The sequence below is a fragment of the Nocardioides sp. HDW12B genome (assembly GCF_011299595.1).
Taxonomy (GTDB): Bacteria; Actinomycetota; Actinomycetes; order Propionibacteriales; family Nocardioidaceae; genus Marmoricola_A.
Genome location: NZ_CP049867.1, coordinates 2030295 through 2048334 on the forward strand (window position 1 = coordinate 2030295; position 18040 = coordinate 2048334).

General features: G+C 63.3%; 7 protein-coding genes and 6 rRNA genes. All 13 read right to left on the reverse strand.

Annotated features, from left to right (window positions below; all coding sequences use genetic code 11):
* Positions 1 to 31 precede the first annotated feature (31 nt).
* The 13 genes from recN to G7072_RS09580 all read right to left on the reverse strand — a co-directional run bounded on the left by recN (position 32) and on the right by G7072_RS09580 (position 17708).
* Positions 32 to 1777 (reverse strand): DNA repair protein RecN, encoded by a 1746-nt coding sequence (gene recN, locus G7072_RS09520; RefSeq protein ID WP_166085771.1) that lies wholly within the window; start codon positions 1775 to 1777, stop codon positions 32 to 34.
* Positions 1770 to 2717 (reverse strand): NAD kinase, encoded by a 948-nt coding sequence (locus G7072_RS09525; protein ID WP_206063338.1) that lies wholly within the window; start codon positions 2715 to 2717, stop codon positions 1770 to 1772. Before G7072_RS09525 ends, recN begins: the two co-directional genes overlap by 8 nt.
* Positions 2714 to 3553, reverse strand: a complete 840-nt coding sequence (locus G7072_RS09530; protein WP_166085773.1) for a TlyA family RNA methyltransferase — start codon at positions 3551 to 3553, stop codon at positions 2714 to 2716. The genes G7072_RS09525 and G7072_RS09530 overlap by 4 nt, the downstream gene beginning before the upstream one ends.
* Before the next feature lie 24 nt (positions 3554 to 3577).
* Positions 3578 to 3748 carry a hypothetical protein gene (locus G7072_RS09535; RefSeq protein WP_166085775.1) on the reverse strand — a complete coding sequence of 57 codons (171 nt, stop codon included), beginning with the start codon at positions 3746 to 3748 and terminating at the stop codon, positions 3578 to 3580.
* 83 nt (positions 3749 to 3831) lie between these two features.
* The gene (locus G7072_RS09540; protein WP_166085776.1) at positions 3832 to 4932 is read right to left on the reverse strand and encodes an HAD-IIA family hydrolase; all 1101 of its coding nucleotides are present in this window, start codon (positions 4930 to 4932) and stop codon (positions 3832 to 3834) included.
* A gap of 19 nt (positions 4933 to 4951) precedes the next feature.
* On the reverse strand, positions 4952 to 5323 hold the full coding sequence (locus G7072_RS09545; RefSeq protein WP_166085778.1) for a single-stranded DNA-binding protein: 372 nt from the start codon (positions 5321 to 5323) through the stop codon (positions 4952 to 4954).
* A gap of 183 nt (positions 5324 to 5506) precedes the next feature.
* Entirely contained in the window at positions 5507 to 6208 is a 702-nt protein-coding gene (locus tag G7072_RS09550; RefSeq protein ID WP_240917233.1) for a hypothetical protein, read from the reverse strand.
* A gap of 290 nt (positions 6209 to 6498) precedes the next feature.
* Positions 6499 to 6615 (reverse strand): 5S ribosomal RNA (rrf, locus tag G7072_RS09555).
* Between the two features lie 122 nt (positions 6616 to 6737).
* Positions 6738 to 9845, reverse strand: a 23S ribosomal RNA gene (locus G7072_RS09560).
* A 356-nt stretch (positions 9846 to 10201) separates the two neighbouring features.
* A 16S ribosomal RNA gene (locus G7072_RS09565) occupies positions 10202 to 11719 on the reverse strand.
* Positions 11720 to 12488: 769 nt separating this feature from the next.
* Positions 12489 to 12605 (reverse strand): 5S ribosomal RNA (rrf, locus tag G7072_RS09570).
* Between the two features lie 122 nt (positions 12606 to 12727).
* Positions 12728 to 15834: ribosomal RNA gene (locus G7072_RS09575) — 23S ribosomal RNA — on the reverse strand.
* Between the two features lie 356 nt (positions 15835 to 16190).
* A 16S ribosomal RNA gene (locus G7072_RS09580) occupies positions 16191 to 17708 on the reverse strand.
* Together the 16S, 23S and 5S rRNA genes form the textbook arrangement of a ribosomal RNA operon.
* Between the last annotated feature and the right edge of the window lie 332 nt (positions 17709 to 18040).

The window sequence follows — 18040 nt, forward strand, 5'->3', positions numbered from 1 at the left end:
GTGACACGCGACCGCGTGCGAGCCGGGGAGGTCAGGCCTCGGCGCGTGCGGTGTCGAGCAGCTCCTGGGCGTGCGCCGCAGCCGTCTCCGAGCCCTCGAGCCCGGCGAGCATGCGCGACAGCTCGCGCACCCGGCCGGCGTCGTCGAGCGAGGTCAGGCCGGAGCGGGTGACGCTGCCGTCGGCGCTCTTGGTGACGACCACGTGCCGGTCGGCGAAGGCGGCCACCTGGGGCAGGTGGGTGACCACCACGACCTGGGCCGAGCGTGCCAGGAGCGCCAGCCGGCGTCCCACCTCGACCGCGGCCTTGCCGCCGACCCCCGCGTCGACCTCGTCGAAGACGAAGGTGGGGACGGGGTCGGTGCCCGCCAGCGCCACCTCGAGCCCGAGCATCACCCGGGAGAGCTCGCCGCCGGAGGCCCCCTTCGCGAGCGGCCGGGGCTCGGACCCGACGTTGGCCGCGAGCCGCAGGTCGACCTCGTCGATGCCGTGGCTGCTCATCGTCACCCGCCGCCCGTCGGGCAGGTCGAGGACGTCACCGCTCCCGTCCCGCTCGGACGCCACCTCGTGCTGCCCGACGGCCACGGTGAGGACGGCGTGCGGCATGGCCAGGGCGGTCAGCTCGTCGGTCACGACCTCCCCCAGGCGTCCGCCCGCCTCCTGCCGCAGCCGCGACAGCTCGGTGCCGATCCGCGCCAGCTCGGCCCGGATCGCGGCGCACCGCTCGCGGAGCTGCTCGATGCGCCCGTCGGTGTCGTCGAGGTCGGTGAGCCGCTCGGCCGACGTCCGGGCCCAGGACAGCACCTCGTCCACGGACTCGCCGTACTTGCGGGTGAGGGCGAGCAGCGACGACCGCCGCTCGGACACCGCGGACAGGCGCGCGGGATCGGTCTCCAGCCCGGCGGCGTACGACGCCACGTCGGCGGCCAGGTCGGACAGGACGTAGCTGAGCTCGGCGAGCCGGTCGGCCAGCGACGCCGCCTCCGGGTCGTGATCGCGCACCCCGTCGAGCTGGTGGCGGGCCGCGGCCACCGCTCCCAGGGCGTCCGGGTCGTCCTCGTCGGAGGACAGCGCGGCGCGCGCCTGCTCGGCCGCCACCCGCAACGTGTCCGCGAAACCGAGACGCGACTCCTCGGCCGCGAGCTCGGTGTCCTCCCCCGGCTGGGGGTCGACGGCCTCGATCTCCTCGAGGCCGAAGCGCAGCAGGTCGGCCTCACGGGCCCGCTCGCGCGCGGTGGCGACGACCTCGGCGAGCTCCGCCTCGGACGCGCGCAGCGCCGCGTGCCCCGCGCCGAAGCGGTCGCGCAGCGCCGTGACCGTCTCACCGGCGAACCGGTCGAGGGCGTTGCGCTGGGCCGCGGCGCGCAGCAGCCGGTGCTGGTCGGACTGGCCGTGGACGGCGACGAGGGACTCGGCGAGCTGGCCCAGCAGGGCGGCGGGCACCCCGGCCCCTCCGGCGAACGCGCGCGAGCGGCCCTCGGCCGAGACGTGGCGCCCCAGCAGCAGCCGGCCCTCCTCGAGCTCGCCGCCCGCGTCCTCGACGACGTCCGCCAGCCCGGCCACGTCACGGGCGTCCACGACGCCCTCGACGAGGGCGCGGGGCGACCCGGTGCGCACGGCTCCGGGGTCGGCGCGGCCCCCCATCAGCAGGCCCAGGGCCGTGACGACCATGGTCTTGCCGGCGCCGGTCTCACCGGTCACCGCGGTGAACCCGGGACCCAGCTCCAGGACGGACTCCTCGATGACGCCGAGGGCCTTGATCCGGATCTCCTCAAGCATCGGTGCCGCCCTCGCGCCACCGCCGCTCGGCGGCACCTCGCCAGCCGCTGACCGGCAGCCCGAACTTCGCGACGAGGCGGTCGGTGAACGGCGCCTCGTGCAGGCGGGCGAGACGGATCGGGGTGCGGCCGCGGCGGACCTCGATGCGGGACCCCGGGGCGAGCTCGACGGTCCGGCGACCGTCGCACCACAGCACGCCGGCCGCGCCCGTGCCGGCGATGACTTCGACGGCCAGCACCGACGTCGGGGCGACCACGAGCGGGCGCGCGAAGAGCGCGTGCGCCGAGATCGGGACCATCAGCAGCGCCTCGACCTCGGGCCACACCACCGGTCCGCCCGCCGAGAAGTTGTACGCCGTGGAACCGGTCGGGGTGGCGCACACGACGCCGTCGCAGCCCCACCGGCTCAGGGGCCGGCCGTCGACCTCGACGACCACCTCGAGCATGCGCTCACGGGCGGCCTTCTCCACGCTGGCCTCGTTGACGGCCCAGGTCGAGGCGACCTGCTCCTTGCCCTCGAACACCGCGACGTCGAGGGTCAGACGCTCCTCGGACCGGTAGGTCCGACCCACGATCGCGGCGATGGTGTGGTCGATGTCCTCCGGCTCGGCCTCGGCGAGGAAGCCGACGTGCCCCAGGTTGACCCCCAGCAGCGGGGTGCCGCAGTCGCGCGCCAGCTCCGCCGCCCGGAGGATGGTGCCGTCGCCGCCGATGACCATGACCAGCTCGGCGGCGGCGCACGCCTGTGCCCCGTCCGTGACCGCCTGCACGACGGCTGGGTCCGGGAGGTCGAGGGAGCGGGCGTCGTCGTCGAGCATGGACACGGCGATGCCGTGCGCCCCCAGGGCGGTGCACATCTGGGTGGCGACCTCGCGGGCGTTGGCGCGCCGGGTGTTGACGACGAGGAACACGCTCCGGTCGGGGGGCTCGGGGGTCGTCACGGGCCCACCCTCTCATCCGGTGGCGACACGGGCGGTTCGCCGGTCACGGCGGCGTGGATGTCCTCGTCGATGAGCCGCGGCGGGCCGTGGCGGAGCCAGAGGAAGAACTCGACGTTGCCCGACGGGCCGGGCAGCGGGCTCCGTGCCACGGCCACCGCGCCCCACCCCCGCTCGGCGGCCGCGGAGGCGACGGCCGCGACGGCCTCCGCCCGCAGCGCCGGGTCGCGGACGACCCCGCCCTTGCCCAACCGGTCCTTGCCGACCTCGAACTGCGGCTTGACCATGAGCGCGAGGTCCCCGTCGGGGCGGGTCGCCCCGACCAGGGCGTCGAGCACCAGCCGCAACGAGATGAAGGAGAGGTCGCCGACCACGAGGTCGACCGGACCACCGATGGTCGCCGGGTCGAGCTCGCGGACGTTGGTGCGGTCCACGACCGTCACCCGCTCGTCGGTGCGCAACGACCAGGCCAGCTGCCCGTAGCCGACGTCGACGGCGACGACCTCCGCGGCTCCGGCACGCAGCAGCACGTCGGTGAAGCCGCCCGTCGACGCCCCGGCGTCCAGGCAGCGACGGCCCTCGACCCGCAGGCCCTGCGGACCGAGAGCGGCGAGGGCGCCGGCGAGCTTGTGCCCGCCGCGGGAGACGTACTCCGGCCCCGTCGGCTCCTCGCGGACAACCAGGGCGACGTCGGTGGTTACGCCGGTCGCGGGCTTGCCGGCCACGACGCCGGACACGGTCACGCGACCGGACTCCACCAGCTCGCGGGCGTGGTCGCGCGAGCGCGCCAGTCCGCGTCGCACCAGCTCCTGGTCCAGCCGGAGCCGGCGGGCCGCCATCAGGCCGACCTCACACGGTGCGCCTCAGCGACCCGGGGTCGCCGAGGCGCCCGCGTCGTCCAGGGTGGAGCGGAGCTGGGCGATGGCGGTCTCGAAGACGGCCACGTGCTCGGAGACCGGGCTGGTCTCCAGCGGCGCCAGGGACGCCAGCACGGCGTCGACGCGGGGGTCACCGGTGCTGATGGTCTCGCTCATCGTGCCTCCGGGTCGGGTGACGGGATTCGGGAGCGCGGCGCGCGCGGATCAGCGCAACCCCGCTTCGCGGTCACGCTACCGCGTCACGCGGGCGGCTCCAGGTCGGACACGTCGACGGCCTCGCCGGTCTCGTCGAGGTGCCGCCACGCGGCAGCAGCAGCCGCCCGCCACCAGTCGGAAGCCTCACCTTCACCTTCAACGTGAAGGTTGCCGTCGCTGACCGTGGCGTCCCACCCGCCGACCGAGACGCCGTTCTCGCCGTCCTCACCGGCCTCGACCGCGTGGTGCTCGTGGTTGAGCCCCGCGAGGTCCGGCGCCAGGTACGTCGGTCGCGACCCGGGCCCCGCCGCGACCAGCTCGGGCAGACCCGTGACGCCGGTGAGGACCAGCAGGCTGTCGAGCCCTGCGTTGACGGCGCCCTCGATGTCCGTGTCGAGACGGTCCCCCACCACGAGGGGCCGCTCGCCGCCGACCCGGCGGACCGACTCCTCGAAGAGCGGCGGCTCGGGCTTGCCGGCCACCTCGGGCTCCACTCCGGCGAACTCCTGCACCGCGAGCACGAGGATGCCGTTGCCGGGGCCCGGGCCCTTCGGGGTCGGCACCGACCGGTCGGTGTTCGACGCCACCCACGGCAGACCGCCGGCCACCAGGATCGCCCCGTCCATGACCTGGCGCCAGGGCAGGTCGGCGCTGAAGCCGGACACCACGGCGACGGGGTCGTCCTCGGCTGAGGTGACCGGTCGCAGGCCCTGCTCCTCGAGGGCCGTCACCAGCCCCTCGCCACCGATGACGAAGACGGCAGCGCCGTCGTCGAGCCGGTCGCCGAGGAGACGTGCGGCGGCCTGGGCGGAGGTGACGACGTCCTCGTCCTCCGCCGGCACGCCCAGCTCACGCAGGTGCTCGGCCACCCGTGCGGGCGGCCGGGAGGCGTTGTTCGTGACGTAGGCCAGTCGCATGCCGGCGTCGGCGGCCTCGGCGAGGTGGTCCGGTGCCCCGGGCACGGCGTCCGGACCGACGTAGACCACGCCGTCGAGGTCCAGCAGCGCGAGGTCGTAGGCCGCCGACAGCGGTTCGTCGCAGCCGCTCAGCACCCTCGACCTGCTGCTGCCGCCGACTCCGTCGTCCCCGCTGGTGGTCCCGCTCGTCGGGGGTGCGTCGTCCTTGCTCGTCTCACGCGTCGCCATGACCGAAGCGTGTCACAGCTCAGGAGGGCGCCCGTCGGGACAGGCGTCTGGCCCGCAGCACCTCGACCTCGAGGCGGGTGCTCGTGCCCTGACCGGCACGGTAGAAGCGACGACGCAGCGCACCGACCACCTCCACCTCGTCGCCCAGCTGCCACGAGCCGACCGTGCGCCGCACGCCGGCGCCCCACGCCGTGCAGTCGAGCCAGTCCACGGTCTGCCGGGATCCGGCCGTCATGGCCGTCTGCGAGCGCGCCACGGTGACCCGGAAGGTCACGATCACGCTGCCGCTCGGCAGCTCGCGTGCCTCGGGCGCCGTGGACACCCGTCCGCGCAGGGTGACCTGGTTGTCCTCGCTCGTCCCGGGTCGTGGGGACGTCCTCTCCTGGGTCATGGCTGACCACCTCCTCGCCCCCACCCTCACGTCCCGCGGCGACGACCGGGGCGCCGGGACCGGGCACGGGGAGAACGCACGGGTTCGTCGCGCTGGGGAGAAGGTCCGGCCCCACGACGTCGAGGACGCCGCTCCCCCGCGGGCCGGAGGCGAGCGGCCTCAGGGGCCCGGAGGCGGCCGACCTCAGTCGTCCGCGCCGGCTCCCGCAGCCTCGAGCTCGCTGATGCGGTCGGCGGCGTCGGTGATCTCGTTGCCGTCGATGCCGACGGTGCGGTGGAACCACTCCAGCGCCTCGTCCGGGCGCCCCGCGGCCGCCAGCGTGTGGGCGTAGGCGTAGCGCAGCCGGACCAACCAGTCCTCGCGGGTGACCGAGCGGAGCGGTGCCCGCTCGAGGGTGCGCAGTGCCCCGGCGGTCTCCCCCAGGTCGAGCCGTGCCCCGGCCTCCACGATCGTCATCTCGATGCGCAGCGACTGGCTGAGCTTCTCCACCGACGGGTTGGCTGCCAGCGCCAGAGCACGCTCGGGCCGGCCCAGGGCTCGCTCGCAGTCGGCCATGACGGGCAGGTAGTCGGTGGCGGCGTTCATGCGCTTCGCGGCCTTCAGCTCAGCCAGCGCCTCCGCGAAGTGCCCGGCGGCGTAGGCGGTCTCCCCCACGGCCTCACGCACGACCGCGACCCGGGCGGCGCGGGCCCGCGCCGCCAGCGCGTGGCGGTACGCCGTCTCCGGGTCCTCGTCGACCAGTGCGCCAGCGGCGGCGAGGTGGCGGGCGACGCGTGCCGCCAGCTTCTCGGGCAGACCGGCGAGCTGGTCCAGCACGGACCGGTCGAGCTCCTTGCCGGTGATCTCCTCGGGCAGGTCGGGACCGTCGTAGACGGACTGGTCCACCGTCCGCTCCCCGCGGGCCTCCCGGCCGCGGCGGTCGTCACGGCGGTCGTCACGGCGGTCGTTCCTGCCGCCGGCGCGCGGGTCCGACCGGTCGGGCCGCGCGTTGCGGTCCGGCCGCCCGTCGCGCTGGCTGCCCCGACGTCCGGCTCCCGCAGCCGGCTTGCCCGTGCCGTCCGGTCGTCCGGACTCGCGTCGTGGACGTTGCGATGAGCCTGCCATCTGTTCATGCCTTCCGTACGTGAGGTGAAAAAGCGTAAGGGCCACCCGAAGGTGGCCCTTACGAAAGAAATGTCCGGCGACGTCCTACTCTCCCACAAGTTCTCACTTGCAGTACCATCGGCGCTGAAAGGCTTAACTTCCGGGTTCGGAATGGAGCCGGGTGTTTCCCTTTCGCTATGGCCGCCGAAACTCTATGGAGTTATCAGTGTGACCTTCATACGACCGACGCCACCACAAGGGTGGGCCTCGACCGAGGTCCCCGACCGTAACTCGGGAACCACACAGTGGACGCGTGCATTACTTTTGTAGATGAGACAAGCCCTCGGCCTATTAGTACCGGTCGGCTCCGTGCATTACTGCCTTCTACCTCCGGCCTATCAACCCAGTCATCTACTGGGGGCCTTACCCGGTTACCCGGTGGGAAACCTCATCTTGAAACGAGCTTCCCGCTTAGATGCTTTCAGCGGTTATCTCTTCCGAACGTAGCTAACCAGCCGTGCTCTTGGCAGAACAACTGGCACACCAGAGGTTCGTCCATCCCGGTCCTCTCGTACTAGGGACAGCCTTTCTCAAGTTTCCTGCGCGCGCGGCGGATAGGGACCGAACTGTCTCACGACGTTCTAAACCCAGCTCGCGTGCCGCTTTAATGGGCGAACAGCCCAACCCTTGGGACCTACTCCAGCCCCAGGATGCGACGAGCCGACATCGAGGTGCCAAACCATCCCGTCGATATGGACTCTTGGGGAAGATCAGCCTGTTATCCCCGGGGTACCTTTTATCCGTTGAGCGACGCCGCTTCCACATGCCAGCGCCGGATCACTAGTTCCGACTTTCGTCCCTGCTCGAGTTGTCACTCTCACAGTCAAGCTCCCTTGTGCACTTACACTCGAAACCTGATTGCCAACCAGGCTGAGGGAACCTTTGAGCGCCTCCGTTACATTTTAGGAGGCAACCGCCCCAGTTAAACTACCCATCAGGCACTGTCCCTGATCCGGATCACGGACCTAGGTTAGATATCTAGTACGACCAGAGTGGTATTTCAACGTTGACTCCACAACCACTGGCGTGGCCGCTTCACAGTCTCCCACCTATCCTACACAAGCCGAACCAAACACCAATACCAAACTATAGTAAAGGTCCCGGGGTCTTTCCGTCCTGCCGCGCGTAACGAGCATCTTTACTCGTAGTGCAATTTCGCCGAGTCCATGGTTGAGACAGCGCCCAAGTCGTTACTCCATTCGTGCAGGTCGGAACTTACCCGACAAGGAATTTCGCTACCTTAGGATGGTTATAGTTACCACCGCCGTTTACTGGGGCTTAAGTTCTGCGCTTCGCCAATAAATTGACTAACACGTCCCCTTAACCTTCCAGCACCGGGCAGGAGTCAGTCCGTATACATCGTCTTGCGACTTAGCACGGACCTGTGTTTTTAGTAAACAGTCGCTTGGGCCTGGTCTCTGCGGCCATCATCGCTTCCTCACGCAAGGTGATTGACGAATCCGGCCCCCCTTCTCCCGAAGTTACGGGGGCATTTTGCCGAGTTCCTTAACCATGGTTCACTCGATCGCCTTAGTATTCTCTACCTGATCACCTGAGTCGGTTTGGGGTACGGGCGGCTCGCAGCTCGCTAGAGGTTTTTCTCGACAGCATAGGATCATCCACGTTTCCCTTAAAGGTACGCGCTTTCGACTCTCAGGCACATGAGACACGGATTTGCCTATGTCTCGCCCTACAGCCTTGGCCACGGTCTACCATCGCCGCGGTTGGACTACCTTCCTGTGTCACCCCATCGCTTGACTACTACTGACTCGGGTCGTGCGCTCCATCGACACCTCTCCCGAAGGAGATGGCGCAATTTCGGGCACTTAGCATCATCAGGTTCGTCATGGGCGCTGCTTCGCCGGTACGGGAATATCAACCCGTTGTCCATCGACTACGCCTGTCGGCCTCGCCTTAGGTCCCGACTTACCCAGGGCAGATTAGCTTGACCCTGGAACCCTTGATCATTCGGCGGAAGAGTTTCTCACTCTTCTTTCGCTACTCATGCCTGCATTCTCACTCGTATGGCGTCCACGGCTGGTTCACACCGCCGCTTCTCTCGCCATACGACGCTCCCCTACCAATCCACACTCCTGGATCCGAAGACCGAGATATATGTGTGAATTCCATAGCTTCGGTGGATAACTTGAGCCCCGCTACATTGTCGGCGCGGAATCACTTGACCAGTGAGCTATTACGCACTCTTTCAAGGGTGGCTGCTTCTAAGCCAACCTCCTGGTTGTCTCTGCGACTCCACATCCTTTTCCACTTAGTTATCGCTTAGGGACCTTAGCTGATGGTCTGGGCTGTTTCCCTCTCGACTACGGAGCTTATCCCCCGCAGTCTCACTGCCGCACTCTCACTTACCGGCATTCGGAGTTTGGTTGACGTCAGTAACCTTGTCGGGCCCATTAGCCATCCAGTGCTCTACCTCCGGTAAGAAACATGCGACGCTGCACCTAAATGCATTTCGGGGAGAACCAGCTATCACGGAGTTTGATTGGCCTTTCACCCCTATCCACAGGTCATCCCCTCAGTTTTCAACCTAAGTGGGTTCGGTCCTCCACGCGGTCTTACCCGCGCTTCAACCTGCCCATGGATAGATCACTCCGCTTCGGGTCTTGATCGTGCGACTCAATCGCCCTATTCGGACTCGCTTTCGCTACGGCTGCCCCACACGGGTTAACCTCGCCACACAACGCAAACTCGCAGGCTCATTCTTCAAAAGGCACGCTGTCACCCGTCACAAGGACGAGCTCCAACGGATTGTAGGCACATGGTTTCAGGTACTATTTCACTCCCCGCCAGGGGTACTTTTCACCTTTCCCTCACGGTACTTGTCCGCTATCGGTCACCAAGGAGTATTTAGGCTTAACGGGTGGTCCCGCCAGATTCACACGGAATTTCAGGGGTTCCGTGTTACTTGGGGTGACGTCGCAGAGCCATCGTCTTACGTGTACGGGGGTATCACCCTCTACGCCGGGACTTTCCAGTCCACTTCAACTTCAACGATGGTTTCTTACTCTGTGCCGGATCGGCAGATCCGGCTCGACGGCCCCACAACCCCTCATACGCAACGCCTGCCGGCTATCACACGTATGAGGTTTGGCCTCTTCCGATTTCGCTCGCCACTACTCTCGGAATCACTTTTGTTTTCTCTTCCTGTGGGTACTGAGATGTTTCACTTCCCCACGTTCCCTCCAACTACCCTATGTGTTCAGGTAGAGGTAACTGGACATGACTCCAGCTGGGTTTCCCCATTCGGAAATCCCCGGATCACAGCTTGATTGCCAACTTCCCGGGGCTTATCGCAGGCTTCTACGTCCTTCATCGGCTCTTGGTGCCAAGGCATCCACCATGTGCCCTTAGTAGCTTGTCATTTACTACTAAAGATGCTCGCGTCCACTGTGTAGTTCTCAAATTACGGGCGGTACCGGTCCCTGATCCGCGCTTGCACCGACACGAGTCGAGGACTCGATCGGTGCAGTTCGCGGGAAATCCGGCCCAAGAAAGATCGAAGACTCGATCCCTCAGGACTCAACAGTGTGCCTGAAACCGCCACACCCTCACTGTCGCTTTCCACTCCGCCGAAACGGTTGTACTCACTCCAACTCAAGCATGACGATGCCAAATAATCGACGTTCCACTAGTGAGCTGCCGGACCGTAGGACGTTTGCCTACGCAATCCAGCGATGGACGAGCAAGCCCGAAGGCCACTCGCCAAGTGCTCCTTAGAAAGGAGGTGATCCAGCCGCACCTTCCGGTACGGCTACCTTGTTACGACTTCGTCCCAATCGCCAGCCCCACCTTCGACGGCTCCCTCCACAAGGGTTGGGCCACCGGCTTCGGGTGTTGCCGACTTTCGTGACGTGACGGGCGGTGTGTACAAGGCCCGGGAACGTATTCACCGCAGCGTTGCTGATCTGCGATTACTAGCGACTCCGACTTCATGGGGTCGAGTTGCAGACCCCAATCCGAACTGAGACCGGCTTTTTGGGATTCGCTCCATCTTGCGATATCGCAGCCCTTTGTACCGGCCATTGTAGCATGCGTGAAGCCCTGGACATAAGGGGCATGATGACTTGACGTCATCCCCACCTTCCTCCGAGTTGACCCCGGCAGTCTCTTATGAGTCCCCACCATTACGTGCTGGCAACATAAGACGAGGGTTGCGCTCGTTGCGGGACTTAACCCAACATCTCACGACACGAGCTGACGACAGCCATGCACCACCTGTATACCGACTAAAAGGGGCCATATCTCTATGGCTTTCCGGTATATGTCAAACCCAGGTAAGGTTCTTCGCGTTGCATCGAATTAATCCGCATGCTCCGCCGCTTGTGCGGGCCCCCGTCAATTCCTTTGAGTTTTAGCCTTGCGGCCGTACTCCCCAGGCGGGGCGCTTAATGCGTTAGCTGCGGCACGGAACTCGTGGAATGAGTCCCACACCTAGCGCCCAACGTTTACGGTGTGGACTACCAGGGTATCTAATCCTGTTCGCTCCCCACACTTTCGCTCCTCAGCGTCAGGTAATGCCCAGAGAACCGCCTTCGCCACTGGTGTTCCTCCTGATATCTGCGCATTTCACCGCTACACCAGGAATTCCGTTCTCCCCTGCATACCTCTAGTCTGCCCGTATCGGAAGCAGGCTCAGGGTTAAGCCCTGAGTTTTCACTCCCGACGCGACAGACCGCCTACGAGCCCTTTACGCCCAATAATTCCGGACAACGCTCGCACCCTACGTATTACCGCGGCTGCTGGCACGTAGTTGGCCGGTGCTTCTTCTGCGCCTACCGTCACTTTCGCTTCGTCGGCGCTGAAAGAGGTTTACAACCCGAAGGCCGTCATCCCTCACGCGGCGTTGCTGGATCAGGCTTTCGCCCATTGTCCAATATTCCCCACTGCTGCCTCCCGTAGGAGTCTGGGCCGTGTCTCAGTCCCAGTGTGGCCGGTCACCCTCTCAGGCCGGCTACCCGTCGAAGCCTTGGTGGGCCATTACCCCACCAACAAGCTGATAGGCCGCGAGCTCATCCATCACCGCCGGAACTTTCCACCACCGTCAGATGCCTGAAGTGGTTGTATTCGGTATTAGCTTCGGTTTCCCGAAGTTATCCCGATGTGATGGGCAGATTGCTCACGTGTTACTCACCCGTTCGCCGCTCGTGTACTCCCGAAGGAGCCTTACCGCTCGACTTGCATGTGTTAAGCACGCCGCCAGCGTTCGTCCTGAGCCAGGATCAAACTCTCCGTTGAAATCTCGTGATGGCCACCCAAAGGATGGATTCATCGACTCGATATGGAGTATCCCGGCAAGAGTGGCCCCGAGCAAAGCCCGGAACCGGTCTTACCAAAGGAACCATCGACAAACATCAAGAACCGAACCGAAATCCGGACCTCGCAGCCTGCCGACGGGGCGTTACAAATTAATTCGTCGACTTTTGGCACACTGTTGAGTTCTCAAGGATCAAGCGCACACCGGACTCAGCCTCACAGCCTCGCCCCCGGGGCAACCTGGTCAAACTTACCGGTCCGAGCCGGGCCCGTCAAATCGACCGATGGCCGTTCCGAAGGGCCCTGACAGCTGGCCGGCCGGGGCCTCCGAGGGCCCCGCGCTGCGGGTTCCGGGGGGCTTGCGCCACCGCCGAACTCGCAAGACAGAACTGTACTGGACGAGCCGCAGATCTCCCAATCGGGGACAGCCGGCTCCCGCTCCGACCGGACCGCAGCGACGCCAGGGTCGCCCACCTGGAGAGGTCGCAGGTCGCGTACCCCTCATACCGCGCACCCGAGGCCCCCCGGGGCGCCCCAGGACGGTCACCGACTCCCGCACCTGACGGGGCCTAGGACACCGGCCGGGCTCCCCGCCCGTGGGGAAGCTCGAGCGAGCCACGCGGGCACCGCGGCTCGATCGAGCGCAGCCGGACGCCGGCGTGGGCCGCGGGAAGCGGCCCTCGAGGAGCTCGACCGGTGGCGCGACAAAAATGCGTAAGGGCCACCCGAAGGTGGCCCTTACGAAAGAAATGTCCGGCGACGTCCTACTCTCCCACAAGTTCTCACTTGCAGTACCATCGGCGCTGAAAGGCTTAACTTCCGGGTTCGGAATGGAGCCGGGTGTTTCCCTTTCGCTATGGCCGCCGAAACTCTATGGAGTTATCAGTGTGACCTTCATACGACCGACGCCACCACAAGGGTGGGCCTCGACCGAGGTCCCCGACCGTAACTCGGGAACCACACAGTGGACGCGTGCATTACTTTTGTAGATGAGACAAGCCCTCGGCCTATTAGTACCGGTCGGCTCCGTGCATTACTGCCTTCTACCTCCGGCCTATCAACCCAGTCATCTACTGGGGGCCTTACCCGGTTACCCGGTGGGAAACCTCATCTTGAAACGAGCTTCCCGCTTAGATGCTTTCAGCGGTTATCTCTTCCGAACGTAGCTAACCAGCCGTGCTCTTGGCAGAACAACTGGCACACCAGAGGTTCGTCCATCCCGGTCCTCTCGTACTAGGGACAGCCTTTCTCAAGTTTCCTGCGCGCGCGGCGGATAGGGACCGAACTGTCTCACGACGTTCTAAACCCAGCTCGCGTGCCGCTTTAATGGGCGAACAGCCCAACCCTTGGGACCTACTCCAGCCCCAGGATGCGACGAGCCGACATCGAGGTGCCAAACCATCCCGTCGATATGGACTCTTGGGGAAGATCAGCCTGTTATCCCCGGGGTACCTTTTATCCGTTGAGCGACGCCGCTTCCACATGCCAGCGCCGGATCACTAGTTCCGACTTTCGTCCCTGCTCGAGTTGTCACTCTCACAGTCAAGCTCCCTTGTGCACTTACACTCGAAACCTGATTGCCAACCAGGCTGAGGGAACCTTTGAGCGCCTCCGTTACATTTTAGGAGGCAACCGCCCCAGTTAAACTACCCATCAGGCACTGTCCCTGATCCGGATCACGGACCTAGGTTAGATATCTAGTACGACCAGAGTGGTATTTCAACGTTGACTCCACAACCACTGGCGTGGCCGCTTCACAGTCTCCCACCTATCCTACACAAGCCGAACCAAACACCAATACCAAACTATAGTAAAGGTCCCGGGGTCTTTCCGTCCTGCCGCGCGTAACGAGCATCTTTACTCGTAGTGCAATTTCGCCGAGTCCATGGTTGAGACAGCGCCCAAGTCGTTACTCCATTCGTGCAGGTCGGAACTTACCCGACAAGGAATTTCGCTACCTTAGGATGGTTATAGTTACCACCGCCGTTTACTGGGGCTTAAGTTCTGCGCTTCGCCAATAAATTGACTAACACGTCCCCTTAACCTTCCAGCACCGGGCAGGAGTCAGTCCGTATACATCGTCTTGCGACTTAGCACGGACCTGTGTTTTTAGTAAACAGTCGCTTGGGCCTGGTCTCTGCGGCCATCATCGCTTCCTCACGCAAGGTGATTGACGAATCCGGCCCCCCTTCTCCCGAAGTTACGGGGGCATTTTGCCGAGTTCCTTAACCATGGTTCACTCGATCGCCTTAGTATTCTCTACCTGATCACCTGAGTCGGTTTGGGGTACGGGCGGCTCGCAGCTCGCTAGAGGTTTTTCTCGACAGCATAGGATCATCCACGTTTCCCTTAAAGGTACGCGCTTTCGACTCTCAGGCACATGAGACACGGATTTGCCTATGTCTCGCCCTACAGCCTTGGCCACGGTCTACCATCGCCGCGGTTGGACTACCTTCCTGTGTCACCCCATCGCTTGACTACTACTGACTCGGGTCGTGCGCTCCATCGACACCTCTCCCGAAGGAGATGGCGCAATTTCGGGCACTTAGCATCATCAGGTTCGTCATGGGCGCTGCTTCGCCGGTACGGGAATATCAACCCGTTGTCCATCGACTACGCCTGTCGGCCTCGCCTTAGGTCCCGACTTACCCAGGGCAGATTAGCTTGACCCTGGAACCCTTGATCATTCGGCGGAAGAGTTTCTCACTCTTCTTTCGCTACTCATGCCTGCATTCTCACTCGTATGGCGTCCACGGCTGGTTCACACCGCCGCTTCTCTCGCCATACGACGCTCCCCTACCAATCCACACTCCTGGATCCGAAGACCGAGATATATGTGTGAATTCCATAGCTTCGGTGGATAACTTGAGCCCCGCTACATTGTCGGCGCGGAATCACTTGACCAGTGAGCTATTACGCACTCTTTCAAGGGTGGCTGCTTCTAAGCCAACCTCCTGGTTGTCTCTGCGACTCCACATCCTTTTCCACTTAGTTATCGCTTAGGGACCTTAGCTGATGGTCTGGGCTGTTTCCCTCTCGACTACGGAGCTTATCCCCCGCAGTCTCACTGCCGCACTCTCACTTACCGGCATTCGGAGTTTGGTTGACGTCAGTAACCTTGTCGGGCCCATTAGCCATCCAGTGCTCTACCTCCGGTAAGAAACATGCGACGCTGCACCTAAATGCATTTCGGGGAGAACCAGCTATCACGGAGTTTGATTGGCCTTTCACCCCTATCCACAGGTCATCCCCTCAGTTTTCAACCTAAGTGGGTTCGGTCCTCCACGCGGTCTTACCCGCGCTTCAACCTGCCCATGGATAGATCACTCCGCTTCGGGTCTTGATCGTGCGACTCAATCGCCCTATTCGGACTCGCTTTCGCTACGGCTGCCCCACACGGGTTAACCTCGCCACACAACGCAAACTCGCAGGCTCATTCTTCAAAAGGCACGCTGTCACCCGTCACAAGGACGAGCTCCAACGGATTGTAGGCACATGGTTTCAGGTACTATTTCACTCCCCGCCAGGGGTACTTTTCACCTTTCCCTCACGGTACTTGTCCGCTATCGGTCACCAAGGAGTATTTAGGCTTAACGGGTGGTCCCGCCAGATTCACACGGAATTTCAGGGGTTCCGTGTTACTTGGGGTGACGTCGCAGAGCCATCGTCTTACGTGTACGGGGTATCACCCTCTACGCCGGGACTTTCCAGTCCACTTCAACTTCAACGATGGTTTCTTACTCTGTGCCGGATCGGCAGATCCGGCTCGACGGCCCCACAACCCCTCATACGCAACGCCTGCCGGCTATCACACGTATGAGGTTTGGCCTCTTCCGATTTCGCTCGCCACTACTCTCGGAATCACTTTTGTTTTCTCTTCCTGTGGGTACTGAGATGTTTCACTTCCCCACGTTCCCTCCAACTACCCTATGTGTTCAGGTAGAGGTAACTGGACATGACTCCAGCTGGGTTTCCCCATTCGGAAATCCCCGGATCACAGCTTGATTGCCAACTTCCCGGGGCTTATCGCAGGCTTCTACGTCCTTCATCGGCTCTTGGTGCCAAGGCATCCACCATGTGCCCTTAGTAGCTTGTCATTTACTACTAAAGATGCTCGCGTCCACTGTGTAGTTCTCAAATTACGGGCGGTACCGGTCCCTGATCCGCGCTTGCACCGACACGAGTCGAGGACTCGATCGGTGCAGTTCGCGGGAAATCCGGCCCAAGAAAGATCGAAGACTCGATCCCTCAGGACTCAACAGTGTGCCTGAAACCGCCACACCCTCACTGTCGCTTTCCACTCCGCCGAAACGGTTGTACTCACTCCAACTCAAGCATGACGATGCCAAATAATCGACGTTCCACTAGTGAGCTGCCGGACCGTAGGACGTTTGCCTACGCAATCCAGCGATGGACGAGCAAGCCCGAAGGCCACTCGCCAAGTGCTCCTTAGAAAGGAGGTGATCCAGCCGCACCTTCCGGTACGGCTACCTTGTTACGACTTCGTCCCAATCGCCAGCCCCACCTTCGACGGCTCCCTCCACAAGGGTTGGGCCACCGGCTTCGGGTGTTGCCGACTTTCGTGACGTGACGGGCGGTGTGTACAAGGCCCGGGAACGTATTCACCGCAGCGTTGCTGATCTGCGATTACTAGCGACTCCGACTTCATGGGGTCGAGTTGCAGACCCCAATCCGAACTGAGACCGGCTTTTTGGGATTCGCTCCATCTTGCGATATCGCAGCCCTTTGTACCGGCCATTGTAGCATGCGTGAAGCCCTGGACATAAGGGGCATGATGACTTGACGTCATCCCCACCTTCCTCCGAGTTGACCCCGGCAGTCTCTTATGAGTCCCCACCATTACGTGCTGGCAACATAAGACGAGGGTTGCGCTCGTTGCGGGACTTAACCCAACATCTCACGACACGAGCTGACGACAGCCATGCACCACCTGTATACCGACTAAAAGGGGCCATATCTCTATGGCTTTCCGGTATATGTCAAACCCAGGTAAGGTTCTTCGCGTTGCATCGAATTAATCCGCATGCTCCGCCGCTTGTGCGGGCCCCCGTCAATTCCTTTGAGTTTTAGCCTTGCGGCCGTACTCCCCAGGCGGGGCGCTTAATGCGTTAGCTGCGGCACGGAACTCGTGGAATGAGTCCCACACCTAGCGCCCAACGTTTACGGTGTGGACTACCAGGGTATCTAATCCTGTTCGCTCCCCACACTTTCGCTCCTCAGCGTCAGGTAATGCCCAGAGAACCGCCTTCGCCACTGGTGTTCCTCCTGATATCTGCGCATTTCACCGCTACACCAGGAATTCCGTTCTCCCCTGCATACCTCTAGTCTGCCCGTATCGGAAGCAGGCTCAGGGTTAAGCCCTGAGTTTTCACTCCCGACGCGACAGACCGCCTACGAGCCCTTTACGCCCAATAATTCCGGACAACGCTCGCACCCTACGTATTACCGCGGCTGCTGGCACGTAGTTGGCCGGTGCTTCTTCTGCGCCTACCGTCACTTTCGCTTCGTCGGCGCTGAAAGAGGTTTACAACCCGAAGGCCGTCATCCCTCACGCGGCGTTGCTGGATCAGGCTTTCGCCCATTGTCCAATATTCCCCACTGCTGCCTCCCGTAGGAGTCTGGGCCGTGTCTCAGTCCCAGTGTGGCCGGTCACCCTCTCAGGCCGGCTACCCGTCGAAGCCTTGGTGGGCCATTACCCCACCAACAAGCTGATAGGCCGCGAGCTCATCCATCACCGCCGGAACTTTCCACCACCGTCAGATGCCTGAAGTGGTTGTATTCGGTATTAGCTTCGGTTTCCCGAAGTTATCCCGATGTGATGGGCAGATTGCTCACGTGTTACTCACCCGTTCGCCGCTCGTGTACTCCCGAAGGAGCCTTACCGCTCGACTTGCATGTGTTAAGCACGCCGCCAGCGTTCGTCCTGAGCCAGGATCAAACTCTCCGTTGAAATCTCGTGATGGCCACCCAAAGGATGGATTCATCGACTCGATATGGAGTATCCCGGCAAGAGTGGCCCCGAGCAAAGCCCGGAACCGGTCTTACCAAAGGAACCATCGACAAACATCAAGAACCGAACCGAAATCCGGACCTCGCAGCCTGCCGACGGGGCGTTACAAATTAATTCGTCGACTTTTGGCACACTGTTGAGTTCTCAAGGATCAAGCGCACACCCGGACTCAGCCTCACAGCCTCGCCCCCGGGGCAACCTGGTCGATCATACCGGGCGAGCGGTGGAGCCGCATCAGCGGCTCCGTGCTGCCTGGCTTCCCCAGCGTCGCG